Origin of the sequence: Agromyces sp. Soil535, from assembly GCF_001428255.1 — a bacterium.
Classification (GTDB): Bacteria; Actinomycetota; Actinomycetes; order Actinomycetales; family Microbacteriaceae; genus Agromyces.
In genome coordinates, this window is sequence record NZ_LMRW01000013.1 from 17,954 (window position 1) to 32,431 (window position 14,478).

The 14,478-nt window shown below is 71.9% G+C and carries 13 protein-coding genes; 10 read left to right on the forward strand and 3 right to left on the reverse strand.

Annotated elements, in window-relative coordinates; genetic code table 11:
* Nucleotides 1-5: 5 nt before the first annotated feature.
* From ASG80_RS12160 to fdxA, 5 genes are read left to right on the forward strand one after another with little or no spacing between them, the layout of a single operon-like run.
* Complete coding sequence (locus ASG80_RS12160) at nucleotides 6-749, forward strand: ABC transporter ATP-binding protein (RefSeq protein WP_056731041.1); 744 nt, start codon at nucleotides 6-8, stop codon at nucleotides 747-749.
* Nucleotides 739-1,740 (forward strand): ABC transporter permease, encoded by a 1,002-nt coding sequence (locus ASG80_RS12165; protein ID WP_082590224.1) that lies wholly within the window; start codon nucleotides 739-741, stop codon nucleotides 1,738-1,740. The genes ASG80_RS12160 and ASG80_RS12165 overlap by 11 nt, the downstream gene beginning before the upstream one ends.
* Nucleotides 1,737-2,633, forward strand: coding sequence for a uroporphyrinogen-III C-methyltransferase (gene cobA, locus ASG80_RS12170; protein ID WP_082590226.1), 897 nt, complete (start codon nucleotides 1,737-1,739; stop codon nucleotides 2,631-2,633). The genes ASG80_RS12165 and cobA overlap by 4 nt, the downstream gene beginning before the upstream one ends.
* Before the next feature lie 40 nt (nucleotides 2,634-2,673).
* Complete coding sequence (locus ASG80_RS12175) at nucleotides 2,674-4,089, forward strand: FAD-dependent oxidoreductase (RefSeq protein ID WP_056731043.1); 1,416 nt, start codon at nucleotides 2,674-2,676, stop codon at nucleotides 4,087-4,089.
* Nucleotides 4,086-4,424, forward strand: a complete 339-nt coding sequence (gene fdxA, locus ASG80_RS12180; RefSeq protein ID WP_056731045.1) for a ferredoxin — start codon at nucleotides 4,086-4,088, stop codon at nucleotides 4,422-4,424. Before ASG80_RS12175 ends, fdxA begins: the two co-directional genes overlap by 4 nt.
* Before the next feature lie 172 nt (nucleotides 4,425-4,596).
* On the opposite strand, the gene ASG80_RS12185 is transcribed toward fdxA, so the two are convergent.
* On the reverse strand, nucleotides 4,597-5,823 hold the full coding sequence (locus tag ASG80_RS12185) for a glycosyltransferase (protein WP_056731047.1): 1,227 nt from the start codon (nucleotides 5,821-5,823) through the stop codon (nucleotides 4,597-4,599).
* On the reverse strand, nucleotides 5,820-6,521 hold the full coding sequence (locus tag ASG80_RS12190; RefSeq protein ID WP_056731048.1) for a hypothetical protein: 702 nt from the start codon (nucleotides 6,519-6,521) through the stop codon (nucleotides 5,820-5,822). The genes ASG80_RS12185 and ASG80_RS12190 overlap by 4 nt, the downstream gene beginning before the upstream one ends.
* Nucleotides 6,522-6,601: 80 nt before the next feature.
* Here ASG80_RS12190 and ASG80_RS12195 point away from each other — a divergent pair, with 80 nt between their 5' ends.
* From ASG80_RS12195 to ASG80_RS12215, 5 genes are read left to right on the forward strand one after another with little or no spacing between them, the layout of a single operon-like run.
* Nucleotides 6,602-8,596, forward strand: coding sequence for a glycosyltransferase (locus tag ASG80_RS12195; protein ID WP_235508295.1), 1,995 nt, complete (start codon nucleotides 6,602-6,604; stop codon nucleotides 8,594-8,596).
* Nucleotides 8,593-9,765 (forward strand): glycosyltransferase family 4 protein, encoded by a 1,173-nt coding sequence (locus tag ASG80_RS12200; protein WP_056731050.1) that lies wholly within the window; start codon nucleotides 8,593-8,595, stop codon nucleotides 9,763-9,765. Before ASG80_RS12195 ends, ASG80_RS12200 begins: the two co-directional genes overlap by 4 nt.
* Complete coding sequence (locus ASG80_RS12205) at nucleotides 9,762-10,892, forward strand: glycosyltransferase family 4 protein (protein ID WP_056731052.1); 1,131 nt, start codon at nucleotides 9,762-9,764, stop codon at nucleotides 10,890-10,892. Before ASG80_RS12200 ends, ASG80_RS12205 begins: the two co-directional genes overlap by 4 nt.
* Nucleotides 10,889-11,932: a glycosyltransferase family 4 protein gene (locus tag ASG80_RS12210; RefSeq protein ID WP_056731054.1), complete on the forward strand. Its 1,044-nt coding sequence runs from the start codon at nucleotides 10,889-10,891 to the stop codon at nucleotides 11,930-11,932. The genes ASG80_RS12205 and ASG80_RS12210 overlap by 4 nt, the downstream gene beginning before the upstream one ends.
* A complete protein-coding gene (locus ASG80_RS12215; RefSeq protein WP_235508296.1) occupies nucleotides 11,929-13,059 on the forward strand; it encodes a glycosyltransferase in 1,131 nt (376 codons plus the stop codon). Before ASG80_RS12210 ends, ASG80_RS12215 begins: the two co-directional genes overlap by 4 nt.
* A 15-nt stretch (nucleotides 13,060-13,074) precedes the next feature.
* On the opposite strand, the gene ASG80_RS12220 is transcribed toward ASG80_RS12215, so the two are convergent.
* The gene (locus tag ASG80_RS12220) at nucleotides 13,075-14,250 is read right to left on the reverse strand and encodes a glycosyltransferase family 4 protein (RefSeq protein ID WP_056731056.1); all 1,176 of its coding nucleotides are present in this window, start codon (nucleotides 14,248-14,250) and stop codon (nucleotides 13,075-13,077) included.
* Nucleotides 14,251-14,478 lie beyond the last annotated feature (228 nt).

Genomic DNA, 14,478 nt, shown 5'->3' on the forward strand with positions numbered 1-14,478 from the left:
GCACCATGAGCGGGCAGACGGCCATCCGGATCGAGCAGCTCGGCAAGCGCTTCGGCGCCGGGCCGCTCGTGCTCGACGACGTGAACCTGTCGATCGAGACGGGTGAGTTCGTCTGCCTGCTCGGCGCCTCGGGCTGCGGCAAGTCGACCCTCCTCAATCTCATCGCGGGGCTCGACCGGCCGACGACCGGGTCGATCGACGTGCCGACCGAGGGCGCCGCCGTGATGTTCCAGGAGTCGGCGCTCATGCCGTGGCTGACCGCCCGGCAGAACGTCGAGCTGGCCCTGCGGCTGCGCGGCGTCGCGCGGTCGGCCCGGCGCGGCGAGGCGCTCGAGCTCCTCGACGTCGTCAACCTCGCGGATGCCGCGGAGAAGCGCCCGCACGAGCTCTCGGGCGGCATGCGCCAGCGCGTCGCCCTCGCCCGCGCCCTCGCGCAGGACCGGCCCGTGCTCCTCATGGACGAGCCGTTCGCCGCCCTCGACGCGATCACGCGCGACCTGCTCCACGAGGAGCTCGAGCGCGTGTGGCGGCGAACCGGCCGCACCATCGTGTTCGTCACGCACAACGTGCGCGAGGCGGCCAGGCTCGGCCAGCGCGTCGTCCTGCTCTCCAGCCGGCCCGGCCGGGTCGCCGGCGAGTGGCGTATCGACTCGACCGAGGGCCGGCGCATCGAGTCGCCCGAGGTCGCGGCGCTCTCGATCGAGATCACCGAGCAGCTCCGGAAGGAGATCCGCCGAAATGCCGCATGACACCGTCACGGAACTGTCGCGGGTCGAGGAGGGCGCGCAGCACCCGTCTCGAAACCCCGATGCGAGTAACCCGCAGCCGGGATTCGAGACGCCGCTGCCCGGCTCGTCAACCCGCGGAGCCTCCGAACACGACGACCTCCGCAGCCTCGAGGCCGGCCTCGACCGCCTGCAGACCTCCCCCGACCGCGCCCCGAGCGCCTGGCGCCGGTTCACCACGAGCGTGGTGCCGCCGATCGTCTTCGTCGTCGCGCTCGTCGCCGCGTGGCAGCTCTACGTCGTCGTCGCCCAGCCGCGGCCCGACATCGTGCCCGGCCCGGTCGACGTGTTCAATGCGATGGCACAGGCGTGGGAGTCGGGCCGGCTGCAGCTCGCCGTCGTCACGAGCCTCGAGCGCGGTGTCGTCGGGTTCCTCATCGCCGTGATCATCGGCACGCCCCTCGGCCTGCTGCTCGCCGAGGTGAAGCCGCTGCGCCGGGCCGTCGGCCCCATCATCTCGGGCCTGCAGGTGCTGCCGTCGGTCGCATGGGTGCCCGCCGCCATCCTCTGGTTCGGACTCACGGATGCCACGGTGTACTTCGTCGTGCTCATGGGCGCCGTGCCGTCGATCGTGAACGGCCTCATCGCGGGCGTCGAGCAGGTCCCGCCGCAGCTGCGCCGTGTCGGCACCGTGCTCGGCGCCGGACGCACGCGGCTCGCGACGCTCGTCGTGCTGCCGGCCGCGCTTCCCGGCTACGTCGCCGGACTCAAGCAGGGCTGGGCGTTCTCGTGGCGCTCGCTCATGGCTGCCGAGATCATCACGGTGGGCGGCACGATCGGCTTCGGCCTCGGCTCGATGCTCAACCAGAGCCGGGAGCTCGCCGACATCGCGAGCGTGCTCGCGACGATCCTCGTGATCCTCGCCATCGGCATCCTCATCGAGCTCGTGTTCTTCGCCCCGCTCGAGCGTCGGATGCTCCGCCGCCGCGGCCTGCTCCAGGGAGGCACCCGATGACCGCCGAACTCTCTGCGGGTCGAGGAGCGACGCCGCAGGCGACGCGTCTCGAGACCCTCCCTGCGCACACACCGGGTTTCGAGACGCGCGCTGACGAACGCTCCTCAACCCGCGGCAAGGTGACCCTCGTCGGCGCCGGCCCGGGTGACCCGGGCCTGCTCACCCTCCGCGGGCTCCGCGCACTCGAAGCCGCCGACGTCATCGTCGCCGACCGGCTCGGCGCGCGCGGCGTGCTCGACGGGCTCGCCGCAGAGGGCGTCGACCTCGAAGCCGAGATCGTCGACGTCGGCAAGCTGCCCGGCCACCACGCTGTGCCGCAGGACGCCATCAACGAGCTGCTCGTCACCCTCGCCCGCGACGGCAGGCAAGTCGTGCGCCTGAAGGGCGGCGATCCGTTCGTCTTCGGCCGCGGCGGCGAGGAGGTCGCGTTCTGCCATGATGCCGGCGTCGACGTCGAGGTGATCCCCGGCATCACCAGCGCCATCTCGGTGCCGGCCATCGCGGGCATCCCGCTCACGCACCGCGGCCTCGCGACCACGTTCACCGTCGTCACCGGCCACGACCAGATCCAGGCGCTCGGCGGCGGCCGCGACCACACGGTCGTGCTGCTCATGGGCATCGGCACGCTCGCCAACTCGGCGATCACGCTCGCCCGCGGCGAGCGCGGCGGCCGCTGCCCCGTCGCGATCATCGAGGACGGCTACGGACCCGGCCAGCGCGTCACCGTGGGCACGCTCGACACGATCGCGCTGCAGGCGGCGCGGCGCGGCATCCGCTCGCCCGCCGTCGTCGTGGTCGGCGACGTCGTGACCCTCAGCCCGTACGCGCCCTTCTCGCTGATTGAGCCTGTCGAAATCAGCGGGCGCGCCGAGCCGACCAGCCAGTCCCTCTGAACCCCGAGACCCCGGTCCACCCACCGAAAGGCCCCGCAGAATGACCCGTCCCCTCCGCGTCGCGATCGTCGGCGCCGGCCCCGCCGGCATCTACGCCGGCAACATCCTCAACCGCCAGGTCACCGAGGCCGGCGGCGAGGTGGCGATCGACCTGTTCGAGTCGCTCCCCGCGCCGTACGGCCTCATCCGCTACGGCGTTGCGCCCGACCACCCGCGCATCAAGGGCATCGTGAACTCGCTGCACGAGATGCTCGACGCGGGCACGATCCGACTCATCGGCAACGTCGAGGTCGGCCGCGACCTCACCGTCGACGAGCTGCGCGAACGCTACGACGCGGTCGTCTTCGCGACCGGTGCGCTGAAGGACGCCCCGCTCGACATCCCCGGCATCGGCCTGCCCGGCTCCTACGGTGCCGCCGACCTGGTCGCCTGGTACGACGGGCACCCCGACGTGTCGCGCGAGTGGCCGCTCGAAGCCGAGCAGATCGCGGTCATCGGCAACGGGAACGTCGCCCTCGACATCGCCCGGGTGCTGGCGAAGCATCCGAAGGACCTGCTCTCGACGGATGTCCCGGCGAACGTCGTCGCGGGCCTCGAGGCGTCGCCCGTGACCGACGTGCACGTGTTCGGCCGCCGCGGGCCCACCCACGTGAAGTTCACCCCCATCGAGCTGCGCGAGCTCGGCGAGGTGCCCGACGTCGACATCGTGGTCTACGACGACGACTTCGAACGTGCAGCGAACGACCCGCACGCCGAGCAGCTGCACGCCTCGAACAACCAGGTCAAGGTCATGACCCGAACGTTGAACGGCTGGCGCAAGCCCGCCGACTGGCAGCCGACAGCCTCACGGCGCCTGCACCTGCACTTCCTGCACACCCCGGTCGAGGTGCTCGGCGACGGGCGCGTTGAAGGCGTGCGCTTCGAGCGCACCCGCCCGGTTGGCGACGGATCGGTCGAGGGAACCGGCGAGTTCGTCGACGTGCCAGTGCAGGCGGTCTACCGCGCGGTCGGCTACGCGAGCTCGCCGCTGCCCGGCGTGCCGTTCGACGAGCGCGCCGCCGTGATCCCGAACGACGGCGGCCGGGTGACGGATGCCGCGCGCTCGGCGCTCCCCGGCGTGTACGCGACCGGCTGGATCAAGCGCGGCCCCGTCGGCCTCATCGGTCACACGAAGGGCGACGCGCTCGAGACGATCACCAACCTCCTTGCGGATGCCGCGGCGGGCGCGCTGCCCGAACCGGTCGTCTCGGCAGGGCCCGACGGCGACGAGGTGTTCGAGCTGCTCGAGGCCCGCGGCATCCGCTTCACCACCTGGGCCGGCTGGCTGGAACTCGACGCGCACGAGCGCGGCCTCGGCGACGCGTGGGAGGGCGACGTCGTGCGCGAGCGCGTGAAGGTCGTGCCCCGCGACGAGCAGGTGGAGCTCTCGCGCGCAGGCTCCCTGGTCGGCTCGTGACGTACGTCATCGCGCTGCCATGCGTGGACGTCAAGGACCGCGCGTGCATCGACGAGTGCCCGGTCGACTGCATCTACGAGGGTGAGCGCTCGCTCTACATCCACCCCGACGAGTGCGTCGACTGCGGCGCGTGCGAGCCGGTGTGCCCGGTCGAGGCGATCTACTACGAGGACGACCTCCCCGACGTCTGGGCGGACTACTACAAGGCCAACGTCGAGTTCTTCGAGGTTTCGACAGGCTCAACCCAAGCTCTCGGCTCGCCCGGTGGCGCCGCGAAGGTCGGCGCGCTCAGCTACGACCACCCGGTCGTGGCTGCGCTCCCGCCGCAGGCATAGTTCGCGGGTCTCTGTTCCGGGGTTGAGGAGCGACCGCCGAAGGCGGACGCGTCTCGAAACCCGCTGGCCGTACGTCGGGTTTCGAGACGGCCGCTGCGCGGCCTCCTCAACCCACGGGGGTCGACACAGACGCGTGACGCGCTCGTAGAACGCCGCGGACGTCCCGAAGTCGTCAGGCGCGGATGGTCACGCCCCGCGAGTCCGCCACGAACCGCATGACGGTCTCGTAGAACACCTCGTGCGCCCGGGTGACGGCGTGGTCGTCCAGGAGCCCCGGCGTCGCTGCGGCCCATGCCGCGAGACGCGCCCGCAGCTCGGCGTCGGTGTCGAGGCGCTCCAGCGCCGCGGCGAGGGCGTCGACGTCGCGCGGCGGCACGAGCAGCCCGTTCACGCCATCGGTGATCCACTCCGCCGGGCCGCCCTCGTCGACCGCGACGACCGCGCGGCCTGCGGCGAGGTACTGCAGCACGTTCTGGCCGAGGGGTTCGGGTCGGGTCGACGCCTGCACCGCGACATCCCACCCTGCGATCAGCGCGTCGACGTCGTTCACGTGCCCGAGGAAGTCGACCTGGCCGTCGACGCCGAGCTCCTGCGCGCGCAGGCGCAGGTCGTCGAGGTGGTCCTCATGGCCGAACAGGGCCTCACCCGCGAGCTGGAGGCGCACGTCGCGTCCGTGGAACACCCGGGCGAAGGCTTCGAGCAGCACGTGCTGGCCCTTCCACGGGTCGATGCGCGCGAGCATCCCGATCATCCGGACCGGCCCGTCGACCGCGGCGCCCGCACCGCCACGTCGGAGGCCCGACGCGCTCGGGATGACCTCGGACGGCACCCCGTCGCGCAGGTACGCCCGTGCGGACTCGAGCGTCGCATGCGAGTTGGCGATGACGCCGTCGGCCCGCGGCAGTACAAGGCGCACCATGAGCGTGTGTCCGGAACGACCGAGTGCATCGGGGTCGACGAGGTCGCGCAGGTGCACCACGAACGGCTTGCGCGACCACCGGGTGGCGATCGCGCCGTAGGCGGCCGCTCGGGCGGTGTTCGCGTCGACCAGGTCGGCGCGCAGGAACGCCCGCGTGAGCCGCACGCTCATCGCCTGCGCGATCACCCGCGTTCCGACGCCCAGCGCGGCGCGCACGCCGCCGGTGCTCGCACCGGCGGGTTGGCTGAATCCGGAGACCCGGCGAGGGATCCCGGCCGGCACGCCGTCGTAGATCCCGAGTCCGCGACCCGACGACGGCGCGAGCAGCAGGAACGGCGCCCATCTCGGCTCGGCGCGCAGCATTCGGAGCAACGCGAACTCGGCGCCGCCGACCACGCTGGTGTGGTCGAGGTGCAGGATCCGGAGGGGGCGGCGCTTCATCGCCGTTCCGCGAGCCGAGACCCCCGCGAGCTGGGTCATGCCTCTCGCCGTCCTCGTGGGAGCACGCGCGGGGCGGATGCCGCATGCGGCGCCTCGGTCGCCACGTCGAAGTCGGCCGCCTCACCCGCGGTGGTGTACGCGGCGACCTCGGCGGGCGGCATCCCCAGCAGCACGCCGGCGAGCGCGGCGAGCGGGGGAACCTCCTGGCGAGCCATGAGGCGGTACTCGTCATCGTCCTTGCCCTGCGGGTCGACGATGTCGTCGTCGTCGCCTCCCGACTGGGCGATCATGCGGTGCTCAGCGAACGCACCGACCCGGGCTCGCATCTCGTCCGCCGACGCCGGAGCCGGCATCGCGGGCAGCTCGCCGGCGATCCGCCCGGCCTCGCGGATCGTGAACGTCGATCGCACCGCGCCGGGCACCATGGCGAGCACGTCGTCGCGCTGGTCGGTCGAGGACACGAGCACGAGGTCGGCGGCGCGGACGGTTTCCTCGGTGAGCTGCTGCGCCCGGTGGCCCGACCCGTCGGCGCCGAGCGCCGCGGCGATGGCGCGCGCGCGGCGGCCCATCCGGTTCCCGACGGGCGCGCGCAGGCCCGCGCTCGTCACGCGCACTCCGGCGGCGAGCAATGCGGGCAGGTACCACCCCGCCCACTCGCGTAGAAGCACCGCGCCGAGGGCCGAGCGGTTGACGTTGCCCGTGCACACGACGAGCACCGTGAACGAGCCTGGTTCCACGCCACCCCACCTTCCAGATCCCATCCGAAACCCGAGCACACCACGGATAGGGTTTCCGATAGGAGTCTAGAGGGGGTATCGTGCGCGCACTGAGGGTCTCGCACAGCGCCGTCGTCGACGAGTGGCGCGGACGTGAGCGCGCACTCGCCGATCTCGGCGTCGACGTGACGTTGTTAAGCGCGCGTCGGTGGCACGCCGGCGGCACGCCGGTGTCGCTCGAACCGCGTCCCGGCGAGCGGGTGACAGGGGTTCCGACGGCCGGGCAGCACCCCGCACTCTTCCTTTACGACCCGCGTCCGATCTGGCGTGCCCTCGGCGAGCGCTGGGACGTCATCGACGTGCACGAGGAGCCGTTCGCGCTCGCGACCGCCGAGATCCTCCTGCTGCGTGCGCTCCGCACCCGCGCCCGCCGCACACCCGTCGTGTTCTACACCGCGCAGAACCTGCGCAAACGGTACCCGGTGCCGTTCCGGTGGCTCGAACGATGGGCGCTGCGCGAGGCATCCGGCATCTCGGCCTGCAACGCCGAGGCGGCCCGCATCGTCGAGGCGAAGGGCTTCCCAGGGCGCTCGCGGGTGATCCCGCTCGGCATCGACGTCGATCGGTTCAGCCCGGCGGATGCCGCGACCGAGCCTTCGACCACGAACCCGGATGCCGCTGGCGACGCGAACCCCATCACCGTCGGCTTCCTCGGCCGCCTCGTCCCGGAGAAGGGCGTGTTGGTGCTGCTGGACGCCGTCGCGCGCGACCCGCGCCTCCGGCTCCGCATCGGAGGCTCGGGGCCGCTCGCCGACGATCTCGCGGAGCGCGCGGCCACCGCCGGCATCGCCGACCGCGTCGAGCTCGTCGGGCCGATCGACACCGACGACGTGGTCGCCTTCCTTCGCAGCCTCGACGTGCTCGCCGTGCCCTCGCTGCCGACGCCCTCGTGGACCGAGCAGTTCGGGCGCGTCGCCGTGGAGGCGATGGCGTGCGGCGTGCCGGTCGTCTCCAGCGACGCCGGCGCCCTCCCCGACGTCGTGGGGGGTGCGGGCCTCGTCGTGCCGGCGGGCGAAGCGCCAGCCCTCGCCGACGCGCTGGCCGAGGCCGGCGGGCCACGAGCCGCGGAGCTCAGCGTCAGCGGGCTGGCGCGCGCCGCCGAGTGCAGCTGGACCGCGGTCGGCCGCGACTACCTCGACCTGTACCGATCGGTCGTGCACGCGGCATCCGCAGCCCCGCTGCCCGACCTGGAGGTGGTCGTCGTCGCGTACGGCGCGCCCGAGTTGCTGCGGCGGGCGCTGGAGCCGCTGACGGCGCTGCCGATGACCGTGGTCGACAACTCGTCGCTGCCCGAGATCGCCGCGCTCTGCGCCGAGCTCGGCCTGCGCTACCTCGACCCGGGGCGAAACGGCGGTTTCGCGGCGGGCGTGAACGTCGCGCTCGCCGACCGCCTACGGCCGGGCACCGACGTGCTGCTGCTCAACCCCGACGCGGTCATCTCGGCCGGGGACGTCGCGGTGCTGCACACGGCACTGCGTGCCCGGCCCGACCTCGCAAGCGTCGGCCCGCTGCAGGTCGACGACGACGGCACGCCTGCGCGCGTGGAGTGGCAGTTCCCCTCGCCGAGCGCAACGTGGCTCGAGGCGATCGGGCTCGCCCGCGTGCGCCGCGGCTCCCGCTTCGTGATCGGCTCGGTGCTCCTGCTCCGGGCCGAGGCACTGGACCAGGTCGGCGGATTCGACGAGCGGTTCTTCCTCTACGCCGAGGAGACCGACTGGGCCTACCGTGCCCACCGGCTCGGCTGGAGCCATGCGTCGGTGCCCGAGGCGCGGGCGGTCCACGCCGGTGCGGCCACGAGCGGCGACCCCTCGCGGCGCGAGGCGCACTTCCACGCCTCGCAGGAGCACTACCTGCGCAAGCACTACGGCACCCTCGGCTGGCAGTCCGCGCGCGTCGCACAATGGCTCGGGTCGATGGTCCGCTCGGTCGTGTTGCCGGGCGAACGGGGCCGGGCGGCGCGCAAGCGGGCGGCGCTGTACCGGCTCGGGCCGGTGCGCGTGGAGGCTCGGTACCTCGAACGGGAGGCTGCCGCATGACCCGCATCGTGCAGATCGCACCGCGCATCGGCCCCGGCACGGGCATCGCCAGTGTCGTGTGGAACCTCGAGCGCGAACTGCGCGCACTCGGCGCCACCGTCGAGCGGTTCACGTACTACGACGCGCGGCGCGGCAAGGGGCGGCCATGGCCGAAGAGTCGCATCCGGGCTCGGCTCGTGGGTGGATGGCGGCAGGTGTGGTTCAGCACGGTGGGAACGAAACGCGCCCGTGAGTTCATCGCTGCGCGGCCCGACGCCGTCGTGTTCTGCCACAACAACGTCCTTGCCGGAGACGTGTACATCAACCACGGGGTGCTGCTCGCCTGGATGCGGGCGCGGGGTCGCTCGGTGTGGGAGATCTACCGCAATCCGGTCCACGTCTTCATCTACCTCCGTGATCGCATCCGGTACCGCGGTCGCACGCATCGGGTGGTCGTGGCCCTCTCAGACGCGGGTGCCGTGGAGTTGCGTTCGACGTACCACCGCATCCGCCCGAGAGTCGTGGTCATCCCGAACGGCGTCGACCTCGAACGGTTCCACCCGCCGACGCCAGAAGAGCGGGCCGCGGCGCGGCAGTTGCTGAGTCTCGGCGACGACGAGCGGGTCGCCATGTTCTTGGGGCACGAGTTCCACAACAAGGGTGTCTCGTTCGCGATCCAAGGGCTCCCGTACGCGGAGTCCGTGCTTCTCCTGGTGGTGGGAGGCTCCGACGACATCATTGCGGCAGGCAAAGCCGAAGCAGAGGCGCACGGCGTCGCCGAACGTGTTCTCTTCATCGGGCCGAGGGGCGATCCGACCCCGTTCCTGAGGGGGGCCGATATGTTCGTGTTACCGAGCGCTTCCGAGGCGAACGCCCTCGTCGTGCTCGAGGCGCTCGCCTCGGGGCTGCCCGTCGTCGCGACTCCGGTAGGCATCGCGCCCGAGGTCGTCGTCGACGGCGTGAACGGATTCCTGATCGACCGCACCGCGCGCGCAGTGGGCGAGCGGATGGCGCAGCTGGCGGCGCTCGATGACGCGGAGATCGCCGAATGGCGTCGTCGTGCACGTGAATCCGCCGAGCCGTACGGATGGCACGGGATCGCCCAACGGTACCTCGACCTCGCCGAGGAGCTGCTCGCCGAGCGCGAGCACGGCAGTTCGGGTCATCTTGTCGCCAGGGCCAGCGGATGACGCACATCGTCCAAATCGCTCCGGCGATCGCTCCCGGCAGCGGCGTCGCCGGCGTCGCGTTCAACCTCGAGCGCGAGTTCCGCGCGGCCGGCGTCACCGTGGAGCGGTTCACCGCCGCCGAAGCCGGACGCCCGCACGCGAGGTCACGTCGACGGTCGGCGATCGCCACGCACCTCACGCGAGCCCGCAATGTCATGTGGTTCAGCACGGTCGGCACGAGGCGCGCGCGTCGGTTCCTCTCTGCCCGCCCCGATGCTGTGGCCATCTGCCACAACGACGTGATGGCCGGTGAAATCTACGTCAACCACGGCCTCCTGCAAGCGGCGATGCGGGCGCGGGGGAACTACGCCTGGCGGATGGTGCGGAACCCGGTGCACCTGTTCACAGCGGTCCGCGATCGCATCCGGTATCGCGGTCGCACGCACCGGGCGATCGTCGCGCTCACGACCACGGAAGCCGAGCTGCTCGTCTCGACGTTCGGCAAAGTACGGGCGCCCATCCACGTCATCCCGAATGGCGTCGACATCAATCGCTTCCGGCCACCCGGCGCCGCCGAGCGCGCCACGGCTCGCGCGGCGCTCGGTGTCGTCGACGACCGCACGGTTGCCGTCTTCATCGGTCACGAGTTCGAGCGCAAGGGCCTGCCCATCGCGATGGAGGCGCTCGCCAGCGCCCCCGGCGTCGCCCTGCTCGTCGTCGGCGGCTCAGCCGACATGATCCGCAGGGCGCAGACGCAGGCACGCAATGCGGGCGTCGGCGAGCGCGTCCACTTCGCCGGCACGCACGCCAACCCGATCCCCTTCCTCTGGGCGTCCGACGTGCTCGTGCTGCCGAGCGCCTACGAGGCGAACGCGCTGGTCGTGCTCGAGGCGCTGGCGTGCGGCCTCCCTGTCGTCTCGACGAGGGTGGGCTTCGCGCCCGACATCGTCGTCGACGGCGAGAACGGGTTCCTCGTCGAACACGACGCGGCATCCGTCGGTGCGCGGCTCGACGAGCTCTCGCGGCTCGGACTCGAGGCGTGGCGGATCCGCGCGCGGCAGACGGCCGAGCGACACTCCTGGCCCTTGGTCGCGCGGCAGTACCTCGACCTCGTCGAGTCCATCCTGGTCGAGCGGGGCGCCGCATGACCGGCGGGCGGATCAGGATCCTCCATGCGATCCGGTCCGACGGGTTCTCGGGGGTCGAGCAGTTCGCGCTGCGGCTCGCAGTCGCGCAGGCGGCCGACGGCCACGACGTCGCGGTCATCGGCGGGGCGACCGAGCGGATGCGGGCCGGCCTCGACCCGGCCGGCATCCCGCACACGCCGGCCGCACGCACGCTCGAGGTCACGCGGGCGGTCCGGCGGCTCGCCCGCGGCGTCGACGTCATCAACACGCACATGACCGCGGCCGACGTGGGAACCGTCGCCGCGCTCTGGTATCAGCGCAGATCGCGCCGCCCGGCCGTCGTCGCCACCCGCCACTTCGCGAGGCCGCGTGGCCGCCTGGGCCCGCTGCCGATCGGTGCGCTCATCCGTCGCCGCATCGACGCGCAGATCGCGATCAGCACGGCCGTCGCCGACGCGGTCGACGGCCCGAGCACGGTCGTCCACTCGGGCATCGACGCCCGACCTCTTCGCGACGGGCTGCTGCGGGAGCGCGTCGTCCTCATGGCGCAGCGACTCCAGCCCGAGAAGCGCACCGACATCGGCATCCGTGCCTTCGCGGCATCCGGGCTGGCCGATGACGGCTGGAGCCTCGAGATCGCCGGTGCCGGACCCGAACGCGAGATGATCGGCGCGCTCGCCGGATCGTTCGGAGTCGACGCGGCAATACGGTTCCTTGGGTACCGTAGCGATCTCCCGGCAGTCATGGATCGTGCGGGCATCCTGATCGCCCCGTGCCCGGTCGAGGGCCTCGGCCTGACCCTGCTCGAGGCGATGGCGGGCGGCCTCCCGGTCGTGGCGGCGGGCGCTGCAGGCCACCTCGACCTGCTCGCGGGGCTCGACCCCCGAGCACTCTTCACGCCCGACGACGTCGACGAGGCGGCCCGGCACCTCCGGTCGCTCGCCGACGACGACGCCGGGCGCAACGCGCTCGCGCTCGCCGCCCGGCAGCGGCAGCAGCGCGAGTTCTCGCTGCGTGCCCAGGCGGACGGCACCGAAGCGGTCTACCGGAGTGTGCTGTGACGGATCTCGTGGTGATGTCGCTCGAGGGCTGGGACGACGTGTGGCGGCGCAACCAGCACCTCGTTGCGGGCCTGCTGGGCGCCGATCCCACGCTGCGCGTGCTCTTCGTCGAGCCGCCCGCCGACCCGACGCACGATCTCCGCTCGCGCCGCCGGCCGTCGTTCGGGAGGGGCATCCGCGACGTCCCGGACGTCGCGCCCGGCCGGCTCTTCACCGTCCGACCCGTGAAGTGGCTGCCGCGCCGGGTCGATCCGCGCACCGACGAGCGCCTCGCGCGTGCGGTCATGCGGACCGCGGCATCCCTCGGCATGCATAACCCAGTGCTCTGGATCAACGACCCCGGTGCGGCGACGCTCGCGGATCGATCGGGTTGGCCGACGATGTACGACATCACCGACGACTGGCTCACGGCCGACCGATCGGCCGGCGAACGCGAGCGGGTCGCCGCGAACGAGGCGGGCCTGCTCGCGACTGCACGCGAGGTGGTCGTGTGCTCGGCGGAGCTTCGGCGCCGCAAGGGCGTTGCACGCCCGGTGGTGCTCATCCCCAACGCGGTCGACGTCGACGCCTACCGCCGGCCCACGCTGCGCCCAGGCGACCTGCCGAGCGGGCCGGTCGCGCTCTACCTCGGCACTGCGCACCCCGACCGACTCGACGTCGACCTCTGCGAGGGGACGGCGCGCGCGCTGGGGTCGCGCGGCACACTGACGCTCGTGGGACCGAACCTGCTGGCGGCCGAGCAGGTGCGGCGGTTGACGGATGCCGGTGCGCGCATACTCGGCCCACGGCGCCGTGACGAGGTCATCGGCTACCTGCAGCACGCCGACGTGCTCGTGGTGCCGCACGTGGTGACCGCCTTCACCGACAGCCTCGATCCGATCAAGCTCTACGAGTACCAGGCGGTCGGTCGCCCGGTCGTGTCGACTCCGGTCGCGGGGTTCCGTGATGCCGTCGACCCGCGCATCACCATCGCCGACAGTGAGGCATTTGTCACCGCGGTCGTGGCCGCTGTGCCCGCGGCAACGGCGTTCCCCGACGGCGCCGACGGCGAGGTTGCGAGCTGGAGCGAACGCGTCGAGCGATTGGCGGAGGTCGTCCAGCGCGTGGCGGGCGACGCCGTGGCCTGACCGGCCGGGACCCCTTCAGAGCGTCTCGAGGATGCCGCGCAGGTTCGCCCAGGCCCACGACCAGTCGTGGGCGGCGGCGCGGGCTCGCGCCTCCGCCGCCATCCGGCGGCGCAGCTGCCAGTCGCCGACGAGGTCGGCGAGTGCCGCGGCGAGCGCGGCAGGGTCATCGGGTGCGACATACCGACCGGCCGGGCCGATGACCTCCGGAAGGCCGCCGACACGGCTTGCGACGATCGGGAGCCCCGTTGCAAGCCCCTCGCCCGCCGCCAGCGGGCAAGGGTCCGCCCACCGTGAGGGCACGACGAGGATCCCCGCGCTGCTGAGGAGCTCGGGAAGCGCCGCGCGATCGACGAACGGCTCGAAGCATATGCGTGCAGGGCTCTCGCCTGCAAGACCACGCAATCGCCGCTCATAAGGCGAAAGTGGGGCGCTCCGGTCGAATCCGTGGCTGCCGACGACGACGAACTCGAGGTCGTCTCGTTCGAGCATCGTGGCCGCTCGGACGAGTACGTCGGCCCCCTTATTCGGGATCATCCGCCCGACGAACAAGATCCGCAGCGGCTTCCCACGTGAAGCCCGTTCCGCTGCCGGCTCGTCATCGCCCGCCGTCCAGGCCGGCGTAAACTGCGCCACGTCGACGCCGTTCCCGACGACGTGAACGATATGGGCGAGATTGCGTGGCAGTCGGTGCCGTGTCTGCTCCGCCAGGGATTCGCTGACGCAGACGATCGCCGAGACGCTCCCGAGCATCCTCGAGACCTCTGCCTTGGTGAAGGTACGCAGCAGGTCGTTGTGCGCGTAGAGAAGCACCTTGTGCGGCGAGTCGCGAAGGAGCCAGGGAAGGATCGGTGCGTTGTGCGCGAGCACGATCGACGGCTTCAGGTGGCGGATCGTCTCGGCGATCGGCTCGTAGTACCGGCCGACGGCGCTCCGTGGCCAGCCAAGCGTTCCACGGACGAGATCGAGGTATCGGTCCCGCCGGGAGGGGCCGGGGACTCCACGATACTCGATCGCGGCTGCACTCTCGTAGCGCGGCCGCATAGTGGACGCCTCGACGACGACCGAGTGCCGGACCGCATCTTCATCCTTCGCCGCAGCGCTCGCGAGCCCGTGTACGACAGTGGGGATCGCGGAGCCCGTCCGAGGCGAGTAGTGATCGCCAGGCGTGATCACGTGGATGACGTCGATCATGAGTGCACCACCACCTCGAACATGGGGCAATGCTAGCCACTGGCGGGCTGATGCAGGTTCACATGTCGACCAGCGGAACCTCGACCGTCTGATCGGACGTATTGCTGCTCTCCCCGTCGGGATGTTCTGCAAAATACTCGCGCTCGGAACCGGGCCGACGGTATCGACATGGGATGGTCCGCTACTGCGACATCGGCTGCGTGCATCGCCGGAGCGATCGTGTTCCAT

Coding starts and splice junctions, on each gene's coding strand:
- ASG80_RS12160 (WP_056731041.1), top strand. CDS start 6: ATGAGCGGGCAGACGGCCATCCGGATCGAGCAGCTCGGCAAGCGCTTC.
- ASG80_RS12165 (WP_082590224.1), top strand. CDS start 739: ATGCCGCATGACACCGTCACGGAACTGTCGCGGGTCGAGGAGGGCGCG.
- cobA (WP_082590226.1), top strand. CDS start 1,737: ATGACCGCCGAACTCTCTGCGGGTCGAGGAGCGACGCCGCAGGCGACG.
- ASG80_RS12175 (WP_056731043.1), top strand. CDS start 2,674: ATGACCCGTCCCCTCCGCGTCGCGATCGTCGGCGCCGGCCCCGCCGGC.
- ASG80_RS12185 (WP_056731047.1), bottom strand. CDS start 5,823: ATGACCCAGCTCGCGGGGGTCTCGGCTCGCGGAACGGCGATGAAGCGC.
- ASG80_RS12200 (WP_056731050.1), top strand. CDS start 8,593: ATGACCCGCATCGTGCAGATCGCACCGCGCATCGGCCCCGGCACGGGC.
- ASG80_RS12205 (WP_056731052.1), top strand. CDS start 9,762: ATGACGCACATCGTCCAAATCGCTCCGGCGATCGCTCCCGGCAGCGGC.
- ASG80_RS12210 (WP_056731054.1), top strand. CDS start 10,889: ATGACCGGCGGGCGGATCAGGATCCTCCATGCGATCCGGTCCGACGGG.
- ASG80_RS12220 (WP_056731056.1), bottom strand. CDS start 14,250: ATGATCGACGTCATCCACGTGATCACGCCTGGCGATCACTACTCGCCT.